Below are 23,347 nucleotides of genomic sequence, written 5' to 3'. Positions count from 1 at the left end.
CTCATGGCCAGCCTTAGTGGTATGTCAGCAGACCATTGGAGGGGGCAGCGATGAGCCGGAAGAACGCGCATGTCGGCTACGAGCAGGTCGGCAAGGAGTATCTGGAGCACCGGCAGCTCAAACGCGGTGCCGCCGGCTGGGTCCTGCTGGCCGGGCTGGGCGTCGCCTACGTCATCTCCGGCGACTTCGCCGGCTGGAACTTCGGCCTGGCCGAGGGCGGCTGGGGCGGTCTGCTGATCGCCACCATCCTGATGGCGACGATGTACACCTGCATGGTCTTCGGCCTGGCCGAGCTGGCCTCCGCGATCCCGGTGGCCGGCGCGGGCTACGGGTTCGCCCGCCGCGCGCTCGGCCCGCTCGGTGGCTTCGCCACCGGCACCGCGATCCTGATCGAGTACGCCATCGCCCCGGCCGCGATCGCCACCTTCATCGGCGGTTACATCGAGGCGCTCGGGCTGTTCGGGCTGACGTCGAGCTGGCCGGTCTACCTGGCCTGCTACGTGATCTTCGTCGGCATCCACCTGTACGGCGTCGGCGAGGCGCTCCGGCTGACCCTGGCGATCACCGCGCTCGCGGTGGTCGCGCTGGTGGTGTTCGTGATCGCGATGGTGCCGAAGTTCGACGCGGACAAGCTGTTCGACATCGTGCCGAACACCGCGGCCGGCGCGAGCGACTTCATCCCGTTCGGGTACGCCGGCGTCCTGGCGGCCCTGGTGTACGGGATCTGGTTCTTCCTGGCGATCGAGGGCGTGCCGCTGGCCGCCGAGGAGGCCCGGGACCCGCGCAAGGACATGCCCCGCGGCATCATCACCGGGATGGTCGTGCTGCTGGTCTTCGCGGCCCTGATGCTGGTCTTCACCGCCGGCGGCGCCGGGTCCTCGGTGGTAGCCGAGTCCGACAACCCGCTCCCGCTGGCGCTGCGGACCGCGTTCGGCGGTGACACCTGGGTCGCCGACTTCGTCAACTACGTCGGCCTGGCCGGGCTGATCGCGAGCTTCTTCTCGATCGTGTACGCCTACTCGCGGCAACTGTTCGCGCTGTCCCGGGCGGGCTACCTGCCCCGCTTCCTCTCGGTGACCGGCAAGCGCAAGACGCCGTACCTGGCGCTGACCGTGCCCGGCATCATCGGCTTCCTGCTCGCGGCGATCACCCAGGACGGCGCGCTGCTGATCAACATCGCCGTCTTCGGCGCGACCGTGTCGTACGTGCTGATGATGCTGTCGCACATCGTGCTCCGGGTGCGCGAGCCCGGGCTGGACCGTCCGTACCGGACGCCCGGCGGGGTCGCGACCACCGGCGTGGCGCTGGTGCTGGCCGTGACGGCCGTCGTGGCCACCTTCTTCGTCGACAAATTCGCGGCCGCGATCACGGCGGCGATCTTCGTGGTGGCGCTCGCCTACTTCTGGTTCTACAGCCGCCACCGCCTGGTCGCCTCCGCGCCCGAGGAGGAGTTCGCCGCGATCCAGCAGGCCGAGGAGGAGCTGTCCTGACCACGGAGTGCCTTGGCACTCAACTGTCAGTGAACAAGTTTGCACGCTGCGGAATTCTGCGGAAAATCGGGGGATTCGGCCGCACCGCCCAAGCGGCCCTTTTCCGGAGGACGCTCTATGCGATCTTTCATCACCCGTCCCCGCGCCCTGGCCGTGCTGCTGGCCGGTACGGCGCTCACGTTCAGCCCACTCGGTGGACAGGCGTCGGCGAAGCTGCCGGTCGACCAGGTCGGCAACCCCTGCTACATGCCGGCCGACCCGACCTCGGCGCGCGGCGGCCAGGAGGCTGACCACCGCGAGCTGTCGGTGGCCGAGCAGAAGGCGATCGACGCGAAGACCGCGCAGATCCTGAAGGCGAAGGCAGCCCGCGGGCTGACGCCGAAGGCCGGCACGCTGGCCGCCGCGAGCGTGCCCGTCTACGTGCACGTGATGCGCAGCAGCTCCGGCGCCGGTGACGTGACCAACACCCAGATCTCGCAGCAGATCGCCGAGCTGAACCAGAACTTCGCCGGTGGCGAGTCGTCCCAGGCCGCGAACACCGGCTTCAGCTTCTACCTGGCCGGCACCTACCGCTACAACAACAGCACCTGGCACCGCGACGGCCAGAGCACCACCTACCGCTCGCAGACCCGCAAGGGCGGAGCGAACGCCCTGAACATCTGGCTGGTCAACTTCTCCTACCTCGGCATCGCGACGTTCCCGTGGGACTACGCGAGCAACCCGTCGATCGACGGCATCCGGGTGCAGTACACCTCGCTGCCGGGTGGTTCGGCCACGAACTACAACCTCGGCAAGACCGCCACGCACGAGGCCGGCCACTGGTTCGGGCTCTACCACACGTTCCAGGGCGGCTGCACGAGCACGAACGACTCCGTGTCCGACACCCCGGCCCAGGGCAGCGCCACCAACGGCTGCCCGACCGGTCGCGACTCCTGCTCGCTGCCCGGTCTGGACCCGATCCACAACTACATGGACTACTCCTACGACGCCTGCTACAACCAGTTCACTCCCGGCCAGAGCACGCGGATCAGCAACATGTGGACCGCGTACAGAGGCTGACCTTGGCGTGACGCCTAACCCCAACGCCGTCTAGAGTGCCGCCGATGCGTGTGCTTCTGACGGCAGCCGCTACCGCCGCACTGGTGGTCAGCGGTCCGCTGACAGCAACCGCCGCCGGCCAGGGCCCACAAGGCCCGGTCGGCGGCGACCTGCTGACCACGAAGCCGACGGTGGTCGCCGATGGCGCGACACCGCCGGCAGTCCAGGCATCGGCGTACGTCGTCGCCGACATCGACACCGGCGAGGTGCTGGCCGCGAAGGCGCCGCACGCCAAGCTGCGACCCGCCAGCACGCTCAAGGCCCTCACTGCGCTCGTCCTGCTGCCCCGGCTGAAGAAGTCGGACGTGCTGGTCGGCACCGACGGCGACGCCGGGATCGAGGGCAGCAAGGTCGGCGTCTACCCCGGGCTGCGCTACTCGGTCGACCTGCTCTTCCAGGGCATGTTCCTGGCGTCCGGCAACGACGCGGTGCACGCCCTGTGCATCCACGACCAGGGTGGCGTCAAGGGCACGATCCAGCGGATGAACCAGAAGGCCAAGGAGCTCGGAGCGAACGACACGACCGTGACCGACCCGACCGGCCTGGACGCCGACGGGCAGTACTCCAGCGCCTACGACCTGGCCCTGTTCGCGCGCGCCGGGCTGGCCCGGCCGGACTTCGCGAAGTACGCGTCGACGAAGTACACGGCCTTCCCGAACGTCGGCAACAAGGGCACGTACCAGGTCGCGAACCAGAACAAGCTGCTGTTCAACTACGACGGCGCCCTTGGCGTCAAGACCGGCTACACCACGCTGGCCCGCAACACGTTCATCGGTGCTGCCCGCCGCAACGGCCACACGCTGGTGGTCACGCTGATGAACGCGCCGCACGGCATCTCCGAGGACGCGACCAACCTGCTCAGCTGGACGTTCAAGAACTACGACCGGCTCACCCCGGTCGGCACCCTGGTCAAGCCGGCCGCCGCACCGCCATCGAAGGCGGCAAGCGGTCCCGTCGGGGGCAAGCAATCCGAGTCCGGTACGAAGCAGCCGCCGCGCAGTCGCACTGTCCTCAATCCAGGACAGGCGGTTCAGTCATTGGTCGTCCGCATCCCGGCATGGGTCTACGCGGGACCACCGGTCCTGCTCCTCGGCCTGTTCCTCCGACGCCCCCGTGCTCTCCGCAGGCGGCGGCGCTCGCGCTAGCGGCGGATCGAGCGGGCGGCCTTGGCCAGCTGCATGGCCAGAGCGCTGGCCGTGACACCCAGCAGGGCACCGGCTGCCACCGCGACCGTGTCTGCCTTCTTCTGGGGTACCGGGACGACCTTGTAGCGCTTGCCGGGTGGCCCGGGGAGCAGCGGCTCCGACACCAACTCGCGCTCGCGCTCGGGCTCAGCTTCCGGCTCCGGCTTTGCGGCCGCCTTCTCGGCTGCCTCCTTGTCGAGCGACGCCTCCTTGGCCCAGGCCGCGATGAGCATGATCGCCCGTGTGATCAGGTAGATCCACACCAGCAGCGCCAGCGGCAACGCCAGAGCGCCGTACGCCGCGTTGCGTCCGATGACGTGGTCGACGTAGGCGTTGCCGAGCTTCTGCGCCGCGTAGAACAGGATCCCGCCTGCCAGCGCCGCGATCAGCGCGACCTTGCGCGGCAGGATGATCCGCGGCAACGCGGTCTGGATGTAGAGCACAAGTACGGCGCCGGCGCCGATGCCGAGCGCGATGCTGCAGGCCTCGATCCCCCACTGCGCCAGCCAGGTCCCTTCCAGGTCGGCCCAGTCGACGATGCGGTGCGACAGCCCGGCGAGGATCGACGAGGCGCCGGTGGCGATCGCGCCGACCGCGCCGAGTCCGAGCAGCGCGCCGAAATCGACCAGCTTCAGCTGGACTATGTTGCCCGGCTCGTCGTCCAGCTCGTGCATGGACCGGATCGAGGCCCGCAGCGAGTCGATCCAGCCCAGACCGGTGAACAGCAACGTGACGGCCGAGATCAGCCCGATGGTGCCGGCGTGGCTGACCAGCGCGTCGATGTCGATGTGGTTGCCGATCCCGGGCAGGGTCTTCTCCAGCGTCTCCTTCAGCTTCTCGATCGCGTCGTCACCGAGCAGTGAACCGACGACGGCCGCGGCCAGCACGATCAGCGGGAACATCGACAGGAACGCGAAGAAGCTCGTCGCCCCCGCCAGCCGGTTGCCCCGCCGGTCGCCGTACCGCTGCCAGGCCCGCCACAGCTGTGTCCGGCTGAACCGCTTCCAGGCCGCCTTCACGTTCATCCGTCTCCTGTACCCGAGGTGCTGAGGCCTAGCCTTTCAGGGGGAAGGAGCGTTGGGGGCGCCACACGCCGTCGGCGCCGTGCTCGTACCGGCTGAAGGCGTCGACGTCGAAGGCGCAGTCGTACTCGGCGAGGGCGTCGTACGCGCGGTCCAGCGCCTCCTTGTCCAGGTCGTGCGCCACCGTCACGTGCGGGTGGTACGGAAAACGCAGCTCGACCTCCAACGGCCCGGACCGGACCTGCGACTGCAGCACCTCGCACGACGAGATGCCCTCGGCCAGCGGCACGAACACCACCGGCGAGATCGGCCGGAAGGTCGCCGTACCGCGCAGCCGGATCCGGAAGCTCGGGAACCGTGCCGCCACCTCGAGCAGGTGGTCGTCGATCAGCCCCAGGTCGGCGTCGTCGATCTCGGTCGGCGGCAGCAGGGTGACGTGGGTCGGGATCGAGGAGGCCATCGGGTCACCGAACTCGGCCCGGTACTTCTGCAGCTCCGATCCGTACGGTTCGGCGATCGGGATCGCGACACCGATCGTCGCCATCCGCGGGCCTACCGGCCCGATCCGAGGGCCGGCCCGGGCACGAAGCCCAGCCGGTCGAACACCCGCTGCAGCGTCGGCTCGGTCACCGCCCGGGCGCGCTCGGCCCCGGCGGCCAGGATCGCGTCCAGCTGGGCCTTGTCGTCCAGGTAGCCGAGCGTCTGCTCCCGGAACGGGGTGACGAACTCGACCACCTGCTCGGCGAGGTCCTTCTTGAAGTCGCCGTACCCACGGCCGGCGTACTCGTCCTCGAGCTCGCTGATCTTGCGGCCGGTCAGCGCCGAGTAGATGGTCAGCAGGTTGGCCACGCCGGCCTTGTTCTCCGGGTCGAAGACGACGTCGCGACCGGAGTCGGTGACCGCGGAGCGGATCTTCTTCGCGCTCACCTTCGGGTCGTCGAGCAGGTCGATGATGCCGGCCGGCGACGAGCTCGACTTGCTCATCTTGGCGGTCGGGTCCTGCAGGTCCGCGATCTTCGCGGTCTCCTTGACGATGTACGGCTCGGGCAGCCGGAAGGTCTTGCCGAAGCGGTGGTTGAATCGCTGCGCCAGGTCCCGGGTCAGCTCCAGGTGCTGGCGCTGGTCCTCACCCACCGGAACCCGGTCGGCCTGGTAGATCAGGATGTCCGCGGCCTGCAGGATCGGGTAGGTGAACAGGCCGACGGTGGCCCGGTCGGCGCCGCCCTTGGCGGACTTGTCCTTGAACTGCGTCATCCGGCTGGCCTCGCCGAACCCGGTCAGGCAGCCAAGCACCCAGCCCAGCTGGGCGTGCTCGGGCACGTGCGACTGGACGAACAGCGTGGACCGCTCCGGGTCGATCCCGGCCGCGAGCAGCTGCGCCACCGAACGGCGGGTCCGCTCCCGCAGTTGCTTCGGGTCGTACTCCACCGTGATCGCGTGCAGGTCGACGACGCAGTAGAACGCGTCGTGGTCGTCCTGCAGGGCCACCCACTGACGCAACGCACCGAGGTAGTTGCCGAAGTGGAAGGAATCGGCCGTCGGCTGGATCCCGGACAGCACCCGAGGGCGACGCTGGGAACCGGCTGCGGAGGGGTCAGACGCAGCATGGGACATGGAGACGATTCTGCCAGCGCCCCGGCTCTGACCCACACCGGGGCGGGTCCGCTCCCCCATAAACTCCGGACTATGACTTCCCCCACACGCCCCTCCCTCCACCCGGGCGGCGAGGCGACGGCGATCGTGATCCCCGGCGGCCAGTTCGGTCCGACCGCTCCGCTCCTCATGTACGCCGCCGACGCGGCCGAGCACCGCGGCGCCGAGGTGGTCCGGGTGTCGTGGGACGAACCCGACGGCCCGCTGAACCTGACCGAGCCGGAGCGCGGCGGATGGGTGCTCCCACAGGTGATGCGCGCTGCCGACGGCGTCACGGGCGACGTGTTGCTGATCGGGAAGTCACTTGGCAGTTATGGGTCCTGCCTGGCCGCCGACCGCAAATTGCCGGCGATCTGGCTCACCCCGAACCTGACCAGCGACTGGGTGGTCGACGGCCTGCGCCGCTCGACCGCGCCGTTCCTGCTCGTGGGCGGTACGGCGGACCCGCTGTGGGACTCGACGCTGGCTCGAGAGCTCACGCCGTACCTGCTGGAGGTGCCGGAGGCCGACCACGGGATGTACATCCCCGGGCGGCTCGCGGCGTCGGCCGCTGTGCTCGGGCAGGTTGCGACGGCGGTGGAGGATTTTCTGGATCAGGTCGTCTGGGTGTAGCTCACCAGGACCAGCCGCGGGAGGCTAGGGCCTGTTCTTCGCGCCAGCGTTTTTCTTCGCTGCGTTCGAGGTCGTCCTCGTCCGGGACTCCGGCGAGGCGGCAGGCCTCGTCGAGGAGGTCGTCGTACGCCGCCTCGACGGCCATCAGCTTGTGGGCACGCGCATACACGCCGGGCGCGGTCTCGATCCGCCGGATCTCCCCGGCCAGGTGACCGAGCCGGGTCTGCAGGCGCAACGTGTCAAACGGGTCGGGGTCCGGCTCGGTCCGCGGGCGCAGCCGCCGGGTGACACGCCCCGCTGAGGTCTGCACGCCCCGCCGCCAGCGCGACGCCGGCGGCTGCGGCAACACCAGGTTGAGCAACACGCACAAGAACACGAACAGGAGCAGCACAGCTACCCACTCCATCGACCTCACCACCCTCTTCAGAGGTTACGTCGGCTGCCTACCGACGGCGAGGTGTTTTTCCGCGGGGTTACGCGTTCGTGGCCGGGTCTCCATCGACGGCCGTGGCGAGCTTCGGGACGAGCTGGTCCAGGACGATCGGCAGGCTCAGCACCGAGACGAACTGGATCGCGCCGTACAGCGGGTCGTCGTAGTTCTCCTCGATGAAGACGTCCCGGCCTTCGGTGCGGACCTTGAAGTTCTTGTAGAGCGGGTCCGCCTTGAGCTTGGCCGTGCCACCCTTGGCCGGGAACCAGACCAGCACCTGCTGGTCGAGGACCGAGAGCCGCTCCGCGCTGACGTTGCCGCCGAACTTGTCCCCGATCACCTTGTCCAGCCCCTCCGGCAGCGCGAACCCGAAGTCGGTCAGCAACCGCGACCGCGGGTCCTGGGTGCCGTAGATGAAGTACCCCTCCCACGGCGTCGCGGCCAGCGCCGTCTTGCCCTGGAACTCGGGGTGCTCGGAGCGAACCTTCGCGAACCGGTCCTCGATGCCCTTCACCAGCTCGTCGGCCTGCTTGGGCTTGCCGACCGCCTGCCCGACCGTCCGGGCCACGTCCTGCCAGGCCACGCCGTAGTCCGGTACGCCGGCCGGTTGCGCCACGGTCGGCGCGATCGCGGTGAGCTTCTTGTAGTCGTCGGCGGTGACCCCGGAGTACAGCCCGATGATCAGGTCCGGCTGCAGCGCCGCGATCTGCTCGAACTGGATCCCGTCCTTGTCCTTCAGCACGGTCGGCAGCGCGCCGTCGCCGAGCTTCTCCTTCGCCCACGGGAACAACGCCCCGGGCTTCTCGCCGAACCACTCGGTCGTCGCCACCGGTACGACGCCCAGCGCCAGCAGCGCGTCCTGCTCCACCAGACCGACCGCCACCACCCGCTTCGGCGCCTCCTTGACGACCGTCTCGCCGAACTTGTTCTTGATCGTCACCGGGAACGCCCCGGCCTCGGCCCCGGCCTGCGAGCCGGCCGCAGCCTCCGGCGCCTCGTCACCGCTCCCACAGGCGGTCAGTGCCAGCAACGGAACGACGAGCAACGCGAGCGGGCGCAGGAGTGACCGCATGACAACCTCACAGGGGTTCCACTTGAGTTAGGTTGTCCTAACCTAACCCAGGAATCAGTCCCGGTGATACTTCGTGACCGCCTTGTCCTGCTTGAGTTTGTCGGCTGCGGACTGGATCCGGGCGGTCCACTCGGGGAGCGCGAGACCGCCGGCGAGGAACTGTCCGGTCGCCTGCGCGGCGGCGGTCGCGAACTCCGGATACCAGTCGGCGAAGTACCAGGTGATGACCTGGTCACCAGCTGCGGTCAGCAGGTCACGGGCGGAGCGGAGCGCCGTACCGATCTCCAGGCCGTCTGCGGCGCCGCGGACGACGGTGAGCAGGTTCGACTCGGTGGTGACCTGGGCGGCGACGTCCCTGGACAGCATCGCCCGCAGGTACTCGAGCCCGCCCGCCTTGTTCTTCGCCTTCTCCGGGACCAGGTACGGCGCGGTGGCCGCGACATGCACGCCACGGACCAGCGCGGAGGAGCCGTCGAGCGGCGGGACGCCGAGCATGGTCAGCACGAACCCCGAGGGGATCAGCGGCTTCATCTCGTTCTCGAGCCAGTTGCCGCACGGCAGCAGGCCGGCCTTCGAGGCCAGGAAGCGTTTCTGCGAGGCGATGTGGTCGAACTCGAGGCTGCCCGGCGCGATCAGCCCGCGCTTGGCGAGCTCGCCGACCGCGGTGATCGCCCGGGTGACGCTCTCGTCCTTCCAGGCGTCGTCCTCGAGGTTGTCGATCCGCTTCAGCACGTCGTGGCCGCCGGTCTTCGCGGCCAGCGTGAGCACCAGCTCCAGCACGTAGTACGGGTGCGCGCCGGCGTAGACGAACGGGCCGAGTCCGGCCGCTTTCATCTCGGTGCCGAGGGCAAGCAGTTCCGGCCAGGTCCGCGGCACGTCCCAGCCGAACCGCTGGAACAGGCTGGCCGAGTACCACAGCCCGTACACGGTCGCGACGTAGTTCACCGTCCGCTGCGTCCCGTCGTACCGCCCGGCCTCGAGCATGCCCGGCAGTACGGCGTCCTGCACGGTCACGTCGGGGTTGTCCCAGCCCGGAGCCTCCAGCAACGGCTTCAGGTCGGCCAGCTGGTCCTGCCCGACCAGTCGGCCGAGCTCGAGTTTCCCGTCGCCCGTGTTCAGCACCGCGTCCGGCGGGTTCCCGGCCGCGAACCGCGGCAGCGCCAGGTCCCGCAGCTTCGCGGACACCGACGAGGTCACGTTCGCGCTCGCGTACTTCTTCCGGTACGCCGACGCCGCGAAACCGCCGTACTCCTGCCCGGCCAGCACCTCGACGGGCGCCTCGCCGGCGACGCCGAACGGGTTGGCCGGGTCCGCGGCCGGTGTGGGGTCCGTCGTACCCGTGGAACAGCCGCTCAGCAGGGCGCCGGCCAGCGCGCCCTGCAGAACGGTCCGTCGTTTCAGCACCCCGGCAGGGTAGCTACTTCAGGGTGGCACCGGTCAGGCCGGCCTGGACCTGACGGTAGAAGATCAGGTAGACCACGATGACCGGGACCATGGCGATGGTCAGGGCGGCGAACAGCGTGCCCCAGTCGTTCTCGTAGCGCTGGCTGCCCAGCAGGGTCGCGATGCCCTGCGACAGCACCGGTTTCTCCGGCGACAGGAACGACGGCAGCACGAACTGGTTGAACTGGCCCAGCACGTTGAAGATGCCGACGCTGATCAGGCCCGGCTTGGCCATCGGCAGCATCACCCGGAAGAACGTGGTGCTGTGCGACGCGCCGTCGACCAGCGCCGCCTCGGCGACCGAGGTCGGCAGCGTTCGGAAGAAGGCGTGCATGAAGAACACGGTGAACGGCAGCGAGTACGCGATGTAGACCAGGATCAGGCCCTGGTACGTCGACACCATCCCGAAGCCCTTGACCACGAAGAACAGCGGCACGATCGCCAGGAAGACCGGGAACATCATGCCGGCCGCGAACAGGTAGTAGATGAACCGGTTGCCGGGGAACTCGTAGCGGGCCAGCACGTAGGCCACCATCGAGCCGAACAGCATGGTGCCGAAGACACCGCCGGTCACCACGACCAGGCTGTTGAACAAGTACTGGCCGATGCCCTTGTCCCAGGCCTTGGTGTAGTTGGACCAGAGCAGTTCCTTGGGCAGCGCCCACGGGTTGTCGCCGAAGATCTCGCCGGTGCTCTTCAGGGAGGCGATCACCGCCCACACGAACGGCACCACGACCAGGATGCTCCAGGCGATCAGCACCGTGTGGGAGAACACGTTGACCGGGCTGAAGGCACGGTCCTTGCCACCGGCCGGATGCGCCGCGGCGTCGGTCTTCGACCGGGTGTCCTCGACGTCGATCTGTACAGGTACGGTCATGTCCGGCCCCTCAGTATTCGATCCGCTCGCGGCGGGTGGCCCGGAGCAGGACGGCGGCGATGATCAGGGTCAGGAAGAACAGCACCACACCCATCGCCGACGCATAGCCGGCGCGGCCGTACTGGAATCCGTTGTCGGCGATCTGCAGACCCATCACCTGGGTGGAGTTGTCGGGTCCGCCCGGTCCCGCCGTCATGACCGCGACCAGGGCGTAGGCGTCCAAGGCGATGATGGCCAGGTACACCCACGACGTCTGGATGGTGTCCCACAGCAGCGGCAGAGTGATCCGGAAGAACGTCGCCAGTCGGCCCGCGCCGTCGATGATGGCGGCCTCGAAGATGTCCTTCGGGATCCCGGACATCGCCGCGTTGAACAGCACCAGGTAGAACCCGACGCTGCCCCAGATCAGCACCCACATGACGCAGTACAGCGCGATGTCGGGGTCGGCCAGGAACTCCGAGGTCGGCAGACCGACCGCCTTGAGGACGGAGTTGGCCAGACCGGTGTCGGTCGAGGTCATCACCGTGGACCAGATGACGGCGATGACCGGGACGGCCAGGACCTGCGGGAGGAAGAACGCCAGCTTGTAGAAGCCGTTGCCCTTGACTCCCTGCACGCCCGCGGTGTTCGCCCGCCCGCCCACGTTGAGCAGGTAGGCGAAGGTGAGGGCGAGGAAGATCGTGATCAGCGGCAGGCCGACCAGCAGGATCAGGTTGTGCCCGAGCGCCTGGCGGAACACCGCGTCGTCGGCGAGGGTCCGGAAGTTGTCCAGTCCGACGAACTTGAACTCCGGTGAGATCCCGGTCCAGTCGGTCAGGGAGTAGTAGAACGCCTGGACGAACGGCGAGATCACGAAGATCGCATACAACGCCAGTGGAATCGCGAGGAAGCTCGCGACGAACCGGTAACTGCCGTGCCGCATCTTTCTCCTTACAGCGCAGGGGCAGGTTCAGCTGGGCTGCGGGTCAGGTTCCCCCACAGCCCAGCATGCACCCAAATACTCAGCTACGGGTCTGCTTCACGGTCTTCGGGTCCTTCGCCGTGTCGTCGGCGATCTTCTGGGCCTGGTTGCAGAACTCGTCGGCCGTGATGCGGCCGGCGGCAAGCTCGCCCCAGACGTTGCGGATCGGCTTGTCCATGGTCGAGTACCAGGCGGCGAAGTAGGTCGTCCAGTTGTTGTCGCCACCGGTCTTCAGCAGCGCGCCGGCCGACGAGGCGCCCGGACTCAGCTTCAGGCCCTCACCGCCGCCCTTGACCACGGTCGGGGAACCGGTCAGCTCGGTGAACTTGCCGGCCGCCTCCTTCGACAGCATGATCCGCATGTACTCCAGGCCACCGGCCTTGTTCTTCGCCTTCTCCGGCACGATGAACGGCTCGCCGGCGGCGATCTCGGTGCAGTCGACCGGCAGCTTCGAGCCGTCCAGCAGCGGGGTGTAGGCCGCGGTGGTCTCGAAGTCCGCCGGGGCGACCGGCTTCTGCTCGTTCTCCAGCCAGGAGCCGGACGGGATGAACGCCGCCTTGCCCTGGTTCCAGGCCGTCTGGGACTGGATGTGGTCCAGACCCTCGGTGCCCTGCATGAAGTAGCCCTTGCCCTTGATCTCCAGGATCGCCTCGGCGGCGGCCTTGATCGACTCGTGCTTCCACGCGTTGGGCTCGAGTTGGTCGATCGCCTTGATGACGTCGTGGCCACCGTGCTTGACGGCCATGTCCATGTGCACCTGGCCGATGTAGTACGGGTGCTTGCCCTGGTGGGCCATCGGCGCGATACCGGTCTTCTTGATCTCCTCGCACAGGTCGAGGAACTCCTGCCAGGTCTTGGCCGGCTCCCAGCCGTTCTTGGCGAACAGCGGCTTGTTGTACCAGATCGCGTAGACGGTCAGCACGTAGTTGAGCAGCAGCGGCTTGCCGCTCAGCTGGGCCGCCTCCAGCGTGATCGGCTCAATGGTGTCGCGGACCTTCTTGCTCGCGTCGTCGATCGAGGCGGCGTCGAACAGCTGGGTCAGGTCGGCGAGCTGACCGCTCGAGGCCAGCGTCGACGACGGCAGCGCCGAGGCGCCCGAGTTGTCGATCACGTCCGGCGGGTTGCCACCGTTGAACCGCGGCTGCAGCTGCGGCGTGATGTCGGTGATGCCGGCGTGCTTGATGGTGGCCTCGGGGTACTTCTTCTTGTACATCTCCTCGTGGGCCTTGGCGTAGTCGTCGCCGTACCCGCCCTTGAAGATCACCACGTCGAGCGGGTCCGAGGACTTGACGCCGAACGGGTTCTCCGCGGTCTGTTCGGCGCCACCACCGCCGGTGCTGCTGTCTTCGCTGCCACCGCTGGCACACGCCGAGAGCAGTGTGCTGCCGCCGGTGGCCAGCAGGGTGCCGACCGCCGCGCGCTGCAGGAACAGCCGCCGCGACAGGTTGTCAGGAGTGCTCATGGGTCCCGCCTTCCGAGAGTGTTTCATGCAGTACGCCGGATCCGGCCGGCGTACTGTGCTTCAAGGGCGTGGTTGTGGTCGTCGCCGCCCGGGATGTTCGCGGACAGGTAGACCGGAGCGGTCTCACCTGCCTCGCTCAGCCGGCGCAGGACCTCGGCTACCAGCATCTGCGCGATCAGTGCGGCAGTGATGGACGACACCGCGCAGACCTTGGCGCCGTTCGGCAGGTCGAGCACGGAGTCGCCGTACGGCGCATGGTTGTCCAGCACCACGTCCGCGAAGTCGATCAGTTTCTTGCCGGACGGGTGGCGCGAGTCCATTCCGCCGGTGTGCTGCAGGGAGGTGATCGCGATCAGCGGGTGGCCCTTCTCCTTCACCACGGTGGCGAACTCGACGATCGAGCCGTTCACCCCGGAGTTGGAGGCGATCACGAACAGGTCGGCCGGGTGCGGCTCGGCCAGGTCGTAGAGCCGGCGCGCGATCGACGGGTCGCGTTCCAGCTCACCGCCCTTGAGCAGCTCGAGCGGCTCGCCGCCGAGCAGGACCAGGTCGCGCAGCGCGATCCGGTTGGTGGCGATCAGCCCGCCGGCCCGGCCGGCGATCTCCATCGCCAGCGCCTCGGAGTGGCCGGAGCCGAACGCCTGGATGACGCCGTCGTTGCGCAGCGCCGTGGTGAACAGGTCGGCGGCGTCCTGGATCGGCCCGTCGATCTGCTCGGTGACGGCGGTCATGATCGGCGTCAGCGCGTGAACATAAGCCTGCGCGCTCACCCCGCCGGTCGCCCCCGGTCCGCCTTGGTTACTGCTGGCCATCAGCGGCCCCACCCCTCGACTAATGTGTTCGCCGCGACACACCTGGTGCCGACAACTGCGCAAGTTTGCGGTTTGCTGGACAGAACTTTTCTCAACTGGCAGCTAAAGTCAAGGCTCATCTCACTCTTCTCCCCAGATCGGGACCGTTGCGTGACCTTGGTTGTTGTTGTCCACTAATGCACTCTTTCGAGCAGTTTGGAGCATTGCGTATGTCGGTCGAACGCCAACTGCCGGAACCTGCGGACTCAGTGGTCTTGATGCCAGCATCGGCACTGGTCCTGGGCGGCGACCTCGGCGGCACCTCCACCCGGATCGTGATCGCGGACCATGAGGGCAACGTAGTCGGTCGAGGGGCGGCCGCGGGCGGAAACCCGACCAGCCACCCCGTGAGTGCCGCAGCCAACTTCGGCCAGGCGCTTCACGCCGCGCTGGCCGGGCTGGAGCCGACCGCGGTCAAGGCCGCGGTGATCGGAGCGGCCGGCGGCTCGGCGCTCGCGCGGCCGGACGTCCGCGCGCAGTTCGACGCCGCCTGGGACGGCGCCGGGCTGACCGCGAAACCGGAGTTCATCGGCGATCTGGAGGTGGCTTTCGCCTCCGGCACGCCGGAACCGGACGGCGTCGTGCTGATCGCGGGCACCGGCAGCGCAGCCGGCCTGGTCCGCGACCACCAGCTGATCCGGACCGCCGACGGGCACGGCTGGCTGCTCGGCGACGACGGCTCCGGCTTCTGGCTCGGCCGGGAGGCCGTGCGCAGTGTGTTGCGCAAACTGGATCTGGGTGAACCGATCGGTGTGCTCGGCCAGGCCGTCGTCAAGGCCGTGCTGCCGGACCGCGACGAGCACGCAATCGCCCAGCGTGAGGGGTACGACGTGCTGCGTGACGACCTGGTTCGCGCGGTAAACGGTCGCCCGCCGGTGATGCTGGCCGAACTGGCCCGGACGGTGGTGTGGGCTTTCGAGCAGAACGACGAGACCGCACACGCATTGGTGAAACGCGCAGCCGAACTGCTCACAGAAACGGTCGGCCGGCTCAGGACAACGTCGGACAAGGGCCCGTTGGTGCTCGCCGGAAGTGTCGCAGGAGAATCGTCACCGGTCGGCCGGCTGATCCGCGAGACCATTCACCAGCACTTCTCCGGCGAGGTCCTGACTGCCAAGGACGGGGTCGGTGGCGCCACCTGGCTCGCGCTCGGCACCCTCGACCCCGCCCTCGCCACCCGCGAGAACCACACCCGCCTGGTCAGTTAGGTCGTGGCTGGCAATTCCGTGCCGAGTGCCGCGCAGTAGGCGGGGAATTGCCAGACACGACCTCTAGTCGAACACGGACGCCTGGCGGACCTCGACCGCGTAGAACCCGGCCTCGGGGATGGTGGCGGCGATCTCCTCGGCGCGCTCGGGTGTCGCGACGTCGACCAGGAAGACGCCGGCCAACTGTTCCTTCGCCTCGGAGTAGGGACCGTCGGTCGTGGCCCGGACACCCTCGCGGACCCGGACGACCCGGGTCCGCGACGGCGGTTCGAGCGGTACGGCGGTGACGAGCTCACCCGACTCCTCCAGCCCGGTGAGCAGGTCGTCCAACTGCTTGGCCAGGGCGTCGCGCGCCTTCTTCGGCAGCTTCCGGCCCTCCTCGGTGTGCAGGAAGGACGGGTGGCCCCAGGTGATCGGGTTGCTGTGGATGAGCAGCAGGTACTTCATGACTGTTCCTTTCGGAGTCTGGCTGGATCTTCGCAGCAGAGGTCGGGGCCGTCCGGGACAACTCGACATTTCACCTTCGCGCCGTGTCACTGCCCCGTCGGTTGCCCCGTCAGCTGCCCGAAATGTCGAGTCCGGCGGCAGCCTTCCGACGTCCCGCTCGCCAACGACTCCGAGACCTAAGGTGAGCGCCATGGACGAGACGGACCTCCGGCTGGCGGACGGCCGCACCCTGCACGTGTACGACACCGCGCCCGGCGATGACGGCCGGCTGCCGGTGTTCTGGCAGCACGGCACCCCGAACCTGGGCGCCCCGCCCGAGCCGCTGTTCGAGGCGGGCGACTGGCTCGGGATCCGGTGGGTCTCGTTCGACCGGCCCGGGTACGGCGGGTCGACCGCCGCGCCGGGCCGGACAGTGGCCGCGGTCGCGGCCGACCTGAGCACGGTCGCCGACGCGCTGGGGATCGGCCGTTTCGCCGTCATGGGCTACTCGGGTGGCGGCACCTACGCCCTCGGCGCCGCCGCGCTGCTCGGACCCCGGGTCGAGGCCGTCGCCACCTGCGCCGCGATCGCGCCGTACGACGCCGAAGGTCTGGACTGGTACGACGGCATGATCCCGTCCGGGGTCGCGTCACTCCGGGCGGCGGCTGTGGGCCGAGAGACGAAGGTGCGGCACGAGACGTCCGGCGTCGAGTACGACCCCGAGTTCACCGCGCGCGACCTGGCCACGTTCGACGGCCCGTGGGGCTGGCTCGGCTCGGTCGCCGGCGACAAGTCGATGCCCGACGGACCCGACGGCCTGATCGACGACGACTGTTCTTATGTCGTCCCGTGGGACTGCTCACCGGCCTCGATCACCGCGCCGACGCTGCTCCTGCACGGTGAGGACGATCGCATCATCCCCTGCTCCCACGGACATTGGCTGGCCGAGCACATCCCGTCGGCCGCGTTGCGCACGCACCCGGGCGACAGCCACATCTCGATCCTCACCCACACCGAGCCGGCCCTGGAGTGGATCCGCGACCGGACCGGATGATGCCTTGGGCAACTGTTGATTCGGCAGGAACCGAAATGGGTACCAGAGTCACGTGCTGCTGGCGGGTCGGTACCGATTGACCGAAATTCTCGGCCATGGCGGGATGGGCGAGGTGTATCGGGGGTGCGACGAGCTTCTGGGGCGGCCGGTCGCGGTGAAGTTGTTGCTGCCGGGACTTGGCGATCCGTTCGCGGCAGCGCGGTTCCGGCGGGAGGCGCGGACGGCGGCGATCGTGAAGGACCCGCACGTGGTCGCGGCCTACGACTTCGGGGAGCAGGACGGCTGCTACTACCTGGTGATGGAGCTGGTCGAGGGCCGCAGCGTGGCCCACGAACTCGCGATGCACGGCCCGTTCGAAGCCGAGCGGGCCGTTGACGTCGTCCAGCAGGCGGCGACCGGGCTGGCCGCGGCGCACCGGCGCGACGTCGTCCATCGCGACATCAAGCCGGCCAACCTGCTGATCGACGCCGACGGCACGGTGAAGGTCGCCGACTTCGGCATCGCCCGGTTCGTCACCGACCCGGCGACCACCACTCCCGGGCAGGTGCTCGGGACCAGCTTGTACCTTGCCCCGGAACGGGCCCTGGGCAAGCCGGCAACCGCTGCCTCCGATGTCTACGCCCTCGGTTGCGTCCTCTATCACTTGGTGACCGGGCACCCGCCGTTCACCGGTGACGACCCGACGACTGTCCTGCGTGAGCATGTGCAAACCGATCCGGCCCCGCCGAGCGAGGAGTGCCCAGAGCTGGCTGCTCCGGTCGAGGACATGCTGCTCCGGATGCTGGCAAAGGATCCGGACGACCGGCCGACCACCGCCGAGATCCTCAACGGCATCGACCTGACTGATCCGGAAGTCGACGGTCAGGTCAAGCACCGGCCACAACTCGGCCGGCTGTGGCGGTCACTGCTCGCGACCGCCCGCTGACTCCCTCATTCCAAGCAAAGGCTTGACATCGACCGACGCTCGGCGTCATATTCCAAGCATGTCTTTGGAAAAGGATCCGCGCCGGTCGCGGCTGCTGGACGACCCGCTGGCGATCCGGGCGATGGCCCATCCGGTCCGGCTGGACCTGCAGGCGCTGCTGGGCAAGGAGGGCCCGATGACCGCGGCCGACGCGGCCCGGCGGCTCGGGATCAGCCAGGCGCTGGCGTCGCACCACCTCCGGCAGCTGGCGAAGTACGACTTCGTCGAGCCCGCCCCCGGCAAGGACAACCGCGAGCGCCCGTGGCGACTGGTGTCGACATCCCAGTCGTGGCGGAGCTCGAAACTGACCGCCGAGGGTGTCGCGGCGGCCGACGTACTCGAGCAACTGCTCGCCGAGCGGGCGCTCGACAGCCTCGCCGACTGGCAGCAGCGCCGGACCGCTGAGGAAGAGATCTGGGTGCACAACTCCGGCATCGGCCACACCGGCATCTACCTCACTGCCGACGAACTCGCCGAGCTCGAGGACAAGATCAGCGGCCTGCTGCAGGAGTACGTGAGCCAGCGGCCGATCGACGACAAGTCGACCCGCCCACCCGGCAGCCGCCTGGTCGACATCACCCGGATCGTGACCGTCGCACCTCCGGACGAGTCGCCGGAACAGCCCGAGGAGTAGCCGTGAAAGAGCTGTGGGGCGTGCTCGCGCGGCAGCGCGACTACCGGTTGGTGCTGTCCGCGGGCTTGGTGTCGCTGACCGGCGACTGGATCCTCAAGACCGGACTCGCCTTCCAGGTCTACGTGCTGACCGGGTCGACGTTGGCCTCCGGCGGTCTGCTGCTGTCGTCGTTCGTGCCGATGGTCGTCCTCGGTTCACTGGCCGGCGTCTTCGTCGACCGCTGGGACCGGCGCCGGACGATGATCGTCACCAACCTGCTGCACGCACTCCTCCTGCTGCCGCTGCTCGCCGTCCGTGATGAGAGCGCGATCTGGGTCGTGTACGCCGTCGTCCTGGTACAGAGCTGTTTGCAGCAGTTCTTCCGGCCGGCCGAGCAGTCGCTGATCCCGGTCCTGGTCGAGCCGCGGCAACTGGTGACGGCCAACGCACTGAACAGCCAGACCAGCGACATCGCGCGGCTGGTCGGCGCCGGTATCGGTGGCGTGCTTGCCGGTCTCGGCGGTCTGCCGTTGCTGGCACTCGTGGACGCCGCGACCTTCCTCCTGGCGATGGGACTGATCGTGCGGGTCCGGCATCGCGTCGTTCGCGTGCTCGCGCAGCCGGCCGGTGGGGCGATCCGGCGGTTGAAGGCGGAGTGGACCGAGGGCATCCGGCTGTGCGTCACCGGACCCGCGATGCGGCTGCTGTTCGTGTTCTGCGTGGTGACCGGCGTCGGCGAGGGCGTGATGAGCACGCTGTTCGCGCCGTTCGTCAGCTCCGAGCTCGGCGGCGACGGTACGGCGTACGGCCTGATCGTCTCGTCCCAGGCGATCGGCGGGATCGCCGGCGGCCTGGTCGCCGCCGCGGTCGGCTCACGGTTGCCTGCAGCAACGATGTGGGGTGTCGGCGCGTTCCTGTTCGGGCTGATCGACCTGGCGCTGTTCTGCTACCCGCTGCTCTGGGACAGCCTGCTGCCGGCCTTCGCCTGCATGATCGTCGTCGGCCTGCCGGGGGCGTTCACCATCGCCGGGATGATGACCGTGCTGCAGCGCCGGACCGAGGACGCCTCCCGCGGCCGGATCTTCGGCGCGATCGCCGCCGCCGAGGGCGTCGCCGTACTGATCGGCATCGCCTCCGCCGGCGTCCTCGGCGAGCTGGTCGGCATCATCCCGGTCCTGGTCTTCCAGGGTCTCGGGTACGTCGTCGGCGGCGCAGTCGTCCTCGCCCGCCGCCGGATGCTGTCGGCTACGCCCCTTCCGGAACCTGTTGCTCGTCCGGTTGCTCGTCCGTCGGCTTGACCCGGTGGATGCGGACCCGGGCGACGCGGCGGCCGTCCATCGTGGTGACGGTGAGCACGTGGCCGTCGATCGGGGTCTCGTCGCCGGTCGTGGGGACGCGGCCGAGGCGGGCGGCGAGGAAGCCGCCGACCGTCTCGTAGGGGCCGTCGGGCAGCTCGCAACCGGTCTCGTCGGCGAAGTCGTCGAGGTTGAGCAGGCCGTCGACCTCGATGTCGCCGCTGCGCAACCGGGTGGTCTCGACCACCTCCTCGTCGTACTCGTCCTTGATGTCGCCGATCAGCTCCTCGACCAGGTCCTCGAGCGTGACGATGCCCGCCGTGCCGCCGTACTCGTCGAGCACGATGGCCAGGTGGGTGGACCGGCGGCGCATCTCGGTCAGCGTGGGCAGCAGCTTCGCGGTGTCCGGGAGTTGCAGTACGTCGCGGGCCAGGTCACCGACCCGGACCGAGCGGGACGCGACCGCCGGGTCGAACAGGTCGCGGACGTGCACGAAGCCGACGATGTCGTCGGCCGAGCCGTTCATCACCGGGTAGCGCGAGTGCGGCCGCTCGGCGGCGAACTTGACCGCCTTGTACGCCGGCATCTCGGCGTCGATGAAGTCCACCTCGGTCCGCGGCAGCATCAGTTCGCGCAACTGGCGGCTGCCGGCCTCGAAGACGTCGTCGACGATCCGGCGCTCCTCCTCGCCGAGCGACTCGTGGGCCGAGACCAGGTCGCGGAGCTCCTCGTCGGTCATCACCTCACGGTTCGCGTTCGGGTCGCCACCGAGCGCGCGGACCACCAGGTCGGTCGACTTCGACAGCAGCCAGATCACCGGGCGGGCGATCGAGGCGATCCGGTCCACCAGCGGGGCCAGGCCGAGCGCGAACGTCTCGGCCCGTTGCAGTGCCAGCCGCTTGGCCGCGAGCTCGCCGAGCACGATCGAGACGTAGGAGATCAGGATGGTGATCAGCACCAGCGCGGTCGTGTTGGCCACCGACTCGGGCAGGCCGAGATCCTGCAGGTGCGGGGACAGGCTGTCGGCGAGCGTCGCGCCACCGAAGGCGGCGGACAGGAAGCCCATCAGGGTCACGCCGATCTGCACGGCGGACAGGAACCGGTTCGGGTTGGCGGCCACCTTGGCCACCGTCTCGCCGCGCCGGCCACGCTGGGAGATCGACTTGAGCTGGCTGTCGCGCAGCGAGACCAGCGCCATCTCGGCTGCGGCGAAAACCCCACCGATCAGCACGAAGACCAGAATCAGGACGATATTGAGCAGGGTGTCGTTCATGGGTGGGGGTTCCTAGCGCCCTCTCGCCGTATGTCGAGAGGGCGTGCGTTGGGCGTAGTCGTCCATTCAGCAAGCCTAGCGGTGGCGACTATCACCGTGCATGTTCGAGTTTGTTGGTTTACGATGATTCCTGGCCGTCGGTGTCCGACGGCCGGGAGGGTCACACGATGAACACACCGCGCGGCGCACGCCGTACGGACACCAAGCTGTCCGACGGCCGCGAGCTGATCTACTACGACCCGGCCGACGCGCCGGCCCGGGTGCCGCTCGCGGACACCCGTGGGCTGCCGGCCCCGCAACCGCAGATCGACCTGCGCACCGACCCGCTCACCGGTGACGTCATCTCGTACGCGACCCACCGCAACACCCGCACCTACCTGCCGCCGGCCGACCAGTGCCCGCTGTGCGCGAGCAAGCCGGGCAACCCGACCGAGATCCCGGACCTCGACTACAACGTCGCGGTGTTCGAGAACCGGTTCCCGTCCTTCGCAGGCCCCGGCCGCACCGAGGTGGTCTGCTTCACCAGCGACCACAACCAGTCGTTCACCGACCTGTCCCAGGGCCAGGCCCGGCTGGTCGTCGACACCTGGGCCGACCGGACCGCCGAGCTGAGCGCCCGCGACGACGTCGAGTACGTCTTCCCGTTCGAGAACCGCGGCCGCGAGATCGGCGTCACGCTGAGCCACCCGCACGGCCAGATCTACGCCTACCCGTTCCTGCCGCCGCGGATCCGGACCCTGCTGGCCCGCGCCCGCGAGCACCAGCAGGTTGCCGGCAGCAACCTGTTCGCCGACGTCCTGGCCGCGGAGAAGAAGGACGGCACCCGGGTCGTCGCGGAGAACACCAACTGGACCGCGTTCGTGCCGGAGGCGGCCCGCTGGCCGGTCGAGGTGCACCTGTACCCGCACCGCCAGGTCGCCGACATCAGCGAGCTCTCGGTCGGCGAGCGCGACGACTTCGCGGAGCTCTACCTGGAGGTCCTGAGCCGCCTCGACGGCCTGTACGGCGACCCGTTGCCCTACATCGCCGCCTGGCACCAGGCTCCGGTCCGGATCGACCGCGAGCTCGGCTACCTGCACCTGGAGGTGTTGTCGATCCGGCGGGCCGCGGACAAGATCAAGTACCTGGCCGGCTCGGAGTCCGGGATGGGCGCGTTCATCAGCGACACCCGGCCCGAGGACGTGGCCGAGACCCTGCGGAAGGTGGGTTCGTGAGCTCCTTCGAGACGGCGTCCGATTTTGAGGCGGTCTTCGGGGTCGCCCCGGAGGGCAGCTGGCGGGCGCCGGGCCGGGTCAACCTGATCGGCGAGCACACCGACTACAACGACGGCTTGGTGCTGCCGATCGCGCTGCCGAACCGCATCCTGGTCACCGCGTCGAAGCGCGACGACGGCCGGATCGCGGTCGCCTCCAGCGGCCACCAGGGCGTGATCGAGTTCGCCATCGACGAGCTGTCCCCCGGCTCGGTCGGCGACTGGGCGGCGTACCCGGCCGGGGCGGCCTGGATCCTGCGCGAGTCCGGTTACGCGATCGGCGGCGCCAACCTGCTGGTCGACTCCGACCTTCCCTCCGGCGCCGGCCTGTCGTCGTCCGCGGCCCTGCTCTGCGCGACCTCGGTCGCGCTGCTCGGGCTACGTGACATCGAGGTCGACCCGGCCGAGGTTGCCCGGCTCGCACAGAAGGCCGAGAACCGGTACGTCGGTGCGCCGGTCGGGCTGATGGACCAGATGGCCTCGATGTGCTGCACCGAGGGCCACGCCCTGTACTTCGACATCCGCGCGATGGCCACCGACCAGATCCCGTTCGACCCCGCCGCCGACGGGCTGGCGCTGCTGGTCGTCGACGTAAAGGCTCCGCACCGGCATGTCGACGGCGAGTACGCCGCCCGCCGGAAGAGCTGTGAAGAGGCGGCTGCCCTGCTCGGCGTCCCGGCGCTGCGCTCGATCGAGTACGACGACCTCGACGACGCACTCGGCCGGCTCGAGGACGACGTCGTACGGCGCCGGGTGCGGCACGTGGTGACCGAGATCCGCCGGGTCGAGGAAGCCGTCGAGCTGATGCGGGCCGGCCGGCTGCGTGCGGTCGGGCCGCTGTTCACCGCGTCGCACGTGTCGATGCGGGACGATTTCGAGATCACCGTGCCGGAGCTCGACGTCGCGGTCGACACCGCGCTCGAGGCCGGCGCGGTCGGCGCCCGGATGACCGGTGGCGGTTTCGGCGGCTGCATCATCGCGCTGGTCGAGGCCGACGCGGCGGACGCCGTACTGTCCGCGATCGAGAAGGCCTTTGCCGACAACGGCTTCAGCGCCCCGAGCTCACTCGCCGCCGCGCCGTCGGCTGGAGCCTCCCGGGTGGAGTGA

The 23,347-nt window shown here is 69.0% G+C and carries 23 protein-coding genes; 11 read left to right on the top strand and 12 right to left on the bottom strand.

Annotated elements, in window-relative coordinates; genetic code table 11:
• Positions 1-50 precede the first annotated feature (50 nt).
• From eat to ACIBGM_RS17845, 3 genes are all read left to right on the top strand, one after another.
• A complete protein-coding gene (gene eat, locus ACIBGM_RS17855; protein WP_360537563.1) occupies positions 51-1,490 on the top strand; it encodes an ethanolamine permease in 1,440 nt (479 codons plus the stop codon).
• 117 nt (positions 1,491-1,607) lie between these two features.
• On the top strand, positions 1,608-2,549 hold the full coding sequence (locus ACIBGM_RS17850) for a zinc metalloprotease (RefSeq protein ID WP_360537565.1): 942 nt from the start codon (positions 1,608-1,610) through the stop codon (positions 2,547-2,549).
• A gap of 44 nt (positions 2,550-2,593) precedes the next feature.
• Complete coding sequence (locus ACIBGM_RS17845) at positions 2,594-3,733, top strand: D-alanyl-D-alanine carboxypeptidase (RefSeq protein WP_360537567.1); 1,140 nt, start codon at positions 2,594-2,596, stop codon at positions 3,731-3,733.
• On the opposite strand, the gene ACIBGM_RS17840 is transcribed toward ACIBGM_RS17845, so the two are convergent.
• Genes ACIBGM_RS17840 through trpS form a run of 3 tightly spaced genes read right to left on the bottom strand, consistent with a single transcriptional unit; the run spans position 3,730 to position 6,408 of the window.
• Positions 3,730-4,797 (bottom strand): YihY/virulence factor BrkB family protein, encoded by a 1,068-nt coding sequence (locus ACIBGM_RS17840; protein WP_360537569.1) that lies wholly within the window; start codon positions 4,795-4,797, stop codon positions 3,730-3,732. The genes ACIBGM_RS17845 and ACIBGM_RS17840 overlap by 4 nt on opposite strands.
• A gap of 28 nt (positions 4,798-4,825) precedes the next feature.
• On the bottom strand, positions 4,826-5,338 hold the full coding sequence (locus ACIBGM_RS17835) for a 2'-5' RNA ligase family protein (RefSeq protein ID WP_360537571.1): 513 nt from the start codon (positions 5,336-5,338) through the stop codon (positions 4,826-4,828).
• An 8-nt stretch (positions 5,339-5,346) separates the two neighbouring features.
• On the bottom strand, positions 5,347-6,408 hold the full coding sequence (trpS, locus tag ACIBGM_RS17830) for a tryptophan--tRNA ligase (RefSeq protein ID WP_360537573.1): 1,062 nt from the start codon (positions 6,406-6,408) through the stop codon (positions 5,347-5,349).
• A 72-nt stretch (positions 6,409-6,480) separates the two neighbouring features.
• Here trpS and ACIBGM_RS17825 point away from each other — a divergent pair, with 72 nt between their 5' ends.
• Entirely contained in the window at positions 6,481-7,059 is a 579-nt protein-coding gene (locus ACIBGM_RS17825) for an alpha/beta hydrolase (RefSeq protein ID WP_360537575.1), read from the top strand.
• 1 nt (position 7,060) lies between these two features.
• On the opposite strand, the gene ACIBGM_RS17820 is transcribed toward ACIBGM_RS17825, so the two are convergent.
• The 7 genes from ACIBGM_RS17820 to ACIBGM_RS17790 all read right to left on the bottom strand — a co-directional run bounded on the left by ACIBGM_RS17820 (position 7,061) and on the right by ACIBGM_RS17790 (position 14,116).
• A complete protein-coding gene (locus ACIBGM_RS17820; RefSeq protein ID WP_360537577.1) occupies positions 7,061-7,465 on the bottom strand; it encodes a hypothetical protein in 405 nt (134 codons plus the stop codon).
• Positions 7,466-7,532: 67 nt separating this feature from the next.
• Entirely contained in the window at positions 7,533-8,561 is a 1,029-nt protein-coding gene (locus ACIBGM_RS17815) for an iron-siderophore ABC transporter substrate-binding protein (protein WP_360537579.1), read from the bottom strand.
• A 54-nt stretch (positions 8,562-8,615) separates the two neighbouring features.
• Positions 8,616-9,965, bottom strand: coding sequence for an N-acetylglucosamine/diacetylchitobiose ABC transporter substrate-binding protein (ngcE, locus tag ACIBGM_RS17810; protein WP_396386191.1), 1,350 nt, complete (start codon positions 9,963-9,965; stop codon positions 8,616-8,618).
• A 13-nt stretch (positions 9,966-9,978) separates the two neighbouring features.
• Positions 9,979-10,881, bottom strand: coding sequence for a carbohydrate ABC transporter permease (locus ACIBGM_RS17805; RefSeq protein WP_360537583.1), 903 nt, complete (start codon positions 10,879-10,881; stop codon positions 9,979-9,981).
• Between the two features lie 10 nt (positions 10,882-10,891).
• Entirely contained in the window at positions 10,892-11,803 is a 912-nt protein-coding gene (locus tag ACIBGM_RS17800; RefSeq protein ID WP_360537585.1) for a sugar ABC transporter permease, read from the bottom strand.
• Between the two features lie 79 nt (positions 11,804-11,882).
• The gene (gene ngcE, locus ACIBGM_RS17795) at positions 11,883-13,304 is read right to left on the bottom strand and encodes an N-acetylglucosamine/diacetylchitobiose ABC transporter substrate-binding protein (RefSeq protein WP_360537587.1); all 1,422 of its coding nucleotides are present in this window, start codon (positions 13,302-13,304) and stop codon (positions 11,883-11,885) included.
• 23 nt (positions 13,305-13,327) lie between these two features.
• The gene (locus tag ACIBGM_RS17790; RefSeq protein ID WP_360537589.1) at positions 13,328-14,116 is read right to left on the bottom strand and encodes an SIS domain-containing protein; all 789 of its coding nucleotides are present in this window, start codon (positions 14,114-14,116) and stop codon (positions 13,328-13,330) included.
• A 257-nt stretch (positions 14,117-14,373) separates the two neighbouring features.
• Here ACIBGM_RS17790 and ACIBGM_RS17785 point away from each other — a divergent pair, with 257 nt between their 5' ends.
• Positions 14,374-15,363 (top strand): BadF/BadG/BcrA/BcrD ATPase family protein, encoded by a 990-nt coding sequence (locus ACIBGM_RS17785; protein ID WP_360537591.1) that lies wholly within the window; start codon positions 14,374-14,376, stop codon positions 15,361-15,363.
• Positions 15,364-15,426: 63 nt separating this feature from the next.
• Here the strand turns inward: ACIBGM_RS17785 and ACIBGM_RS17780 are convergent, their stop codons facing one another.
• On the bottom strand, positions 15,427-15,810 hold the full coding sequence (locus ACIBGM_RS17780; protein WP_396386190.1) for a YciI family protein: 384 nt from the start codon (positions 15,808-15,810) through the stop codon (positions 15,427-15,429).
• A gap of 190 nt (positions 15,811-16,000) precedes the next feature.
• On the opposite strand from ACIBGM_RS17780, the gene ACIBGM_RS17775 reads away from it, so the two are divergent.
• The 4 genes from ACIBGM_RS17775 (at position 16,001) to ACIBGM_RS17760 (ending at position 19,718) form a co-directional block, all read left to right on the top strand.
• Positions 16,001-16,843 (top strand): alpha/beta fold hydrolase, encoded by an 843-nt coding sequence (locus tag ACIBGM_RS17775; protein ID WP_396386189.1) that lies wholly within the window; start codon positions 16,001-16,003, stop codon positions 16,841-16,843.
• A 76-nt stretch (positions 16,844-16,919) separates the two neighbouring features.
• A complete protein-coding gene (locus tag ACIBGM_RS17770; RefSeq protein ID WP_396386188.1) occupies positions 16,920-17,768 on the top strand; it encodes a serine/threonine-protein kinase in 849 nt (282 codons plus the stop codon).
• A gap of 58 nt (positions 17,769-17,826) precedes the next feature.
• A complete protein-coding gene (locus tag ACIBGM_RS17765; protein ID WP_360537912.1) occupies positions 17,827-18,441 on the top strand; it encodes a helix-turn-helix domain-containing protein in 615 nt (204 codons plus the stop codon).
• 2 nt (positions 18,442-18,443) lie between these two features.
• Entirely contained in the window at positions 18,444-19,718 is a 1,275-nt protein-coding gene (locus ACIBGM_RS17760; RefSeq protein ID WP_360537914.1) for an MFS transporter, read from the top strand.
• Here ACIBGM_RS17760 and ACIBGM_RS17755 read toward each other — a convergent pair.
• Entirely contained in the window at positions 19,666-20,988 is a 1,323-nt protein-coding gene (locus tag ACIBGM_RS17755) for a hemolysin family protein (RefSeq protein WP_360537916.1), read from the bottom strand. The genes ACIBGM_RS17760 and ACIBGM_RS17755 overlap by 53 nt on opposite strands.
• Before the next feature lie 167 nt (positions 20,989-21,155).
• Between ACIBGM_RS17755 and galT the strand changes: the two genes are divergently transcribed.
• Both galT and galK read left to right on the top strand, forming a co-directional pair.
• The gene (galT, locus tag ACIBGM_RS17750; protein WP_360537918.1) at positions 21,156-22,202 is read left to right on the top strand and encodes a galactose-1-phosphate uridylyltransferase; all 1,047 of its coding nucleotides are present in this window, start codon (positions 21,156-21,158) and stop codon (positions 22,200-22,202) included.
• Positions 22,199-23,347, top strand: a complete 1,149-nt coding sequence (galK, locus tag ACIBGM_RS17745) for a galactokinase (RefSeq protein ID WP_360537920.1) — start codon at positions 22,199-22,201, stop codon at positions 23,345-23,347. Before galT ends, galK begins: the two co-directional genes overlap by 4 nt.

Source organism: Kribbella sp. NPDC050470 (assembly GCF_044458365.1).
Lineage (GTDB): Bacteria > Actinomycetota > Actinomycetes > Propionibacteriales > Kribbellaceae > Kribbella.
Note: the sequence above shows the minus strand (reverse complement) of the source record. Positions and strands in the feature narration are given on the sequence as shown.

Bases quoted from the DNA above. Each gene is read 5' to 3' on its own strand.
- ACIBGM_RS17780 (WP_396386190.1), bottom strand. From the start codon at position 15,810: ATGAAGTACCTGCTGCTCATCCACAGCAACCCGATCACCTGGGGCCAC.
- ACIBGM_RS17845 (WP_360537567.1), top strand. From the start codon at position 2,594: ATGCGTGTGCTTCTGACGGCAGCCGCTACCGCCGCACTGGTGGTCAGC.
- ACIBGM_RS17765 (WP_360537912.1), top strand. From the start codon at position 17,827: ATGTCTTTGGAAAAGGATCCGCGCCGGTCGCGGCTGCTGGACGACCCG.
- ACIBGM_RS17815 (WP_360537579.1), bottom strand. From the start codon at position 8,561: ATGCGGTCACTCCTGCGCCCGCTCGCGTTGCTCGTCGTTCCGTTGCTG.
- ACIBGM_RS17790 (WP_360537589.1), bottom strand. From the start codon at position 14,116: ATGGCCAGCAGTAACCAAGGCGGACCGGGGGCGACCGGCGGGGTGAGC.
- ACIBGM_RS17800 (WP_360537585.1), bottom strand. From the start codon at position 11,803: ATGCGGCACGGCAGTTACCGGTTCGTCGCGAGCTTCCTCGCGATTCCA.
- ACIBGM_RS17835 (WP_360537571.1), bottom strand. From the start codon at position 5,338: ATGGCGACGATCGGTGTCGCGATCCCGATCGCCGAACCGTACGGATCG.
- galT (WP_360537918.1), top strand. From the start codon at position 21,156: ATGAACACACCGCGCGGCGCACGCCGTACGGACACCAAGCTGTCCGAC.
- ACIBGM_RS17755 (WP_360537916.1), bottom strand. From the start codon at position 20,988: ATGAACGACACCCTGCTCAATATCGTCCTGATTCTGGTCTTCGTGCTG.
- trpS (WP_360537573.1), bottom strand. From the start codon at position 6,408: ATGTCCCATGCTGCGTCTGACCCCTCCGCAGCCGGTTCCCAGCGTCGC.
- ACIBGM_RS17785 (WP_360537591.1), top strand. From the start codon at position 14,374: ATGCCAGCATCGGCACTGGTCCTGGGCGGCGACCTCGGCGGCACCTCC.
- ACIBGM_RS17805 (WP_360537583.1), bottom strand. From the start codon at position 10,881: ATGACCGTACCTGTACAGATCGACGTCGAGGACACCCGGTCGAAGACC.
- ACIBGM_RS17820 (WP_360537577.1), bottom strand. From the start codon at position 7,465: ATGGAGTGGGTAGCTGTGCTGCTCCTGTTCGTGTTCTTGTGCGTGTTG.
- ACIBGM_RS17850 (WP_360537565.1), top strand. From the start codon at position 1,608: ATGCGATCTTTCATCACCCGTCCCCGCGCCCTGGCCGTGCTGCTGGCC.
- ACIBGM_RS17840 (WP_360537569.1), bottom strand. From the start codon at position 4,797: ATGAACGTGAAGGCGGCCTGGAAGCGGTTCAGCCGGACACAGCTGTGG.
- ACIBGM_RS17825 (WP_360537575.1), top strand. From the start codon at position 6,481: ATGACTTCCCCCACACGCCCCTCCCTCCACCCGGGCGGCGAGGCGACG.
- eat (WP_360537563.1), top strand. From the start codon at position 51: ATGAGCCGGAAGAACGCGCATGTCGGCTACGAGCAGGTCGGCAAGGAG.
- ACIBGM_RS17775 (WP_396386189.1), top strand. From the start codon at position 16,001: ATGGACGAGACGGACCTCCGGCTGGCGGACGGCCGCACCCTGCACGTG.
- ngcE (WP_360537587.1), bottom strand. From the start codon at position 13,304: ATGAGCACTCCTGACAACCTGTCGCGGCGGCTGTTCCTGCAGCGCGCG.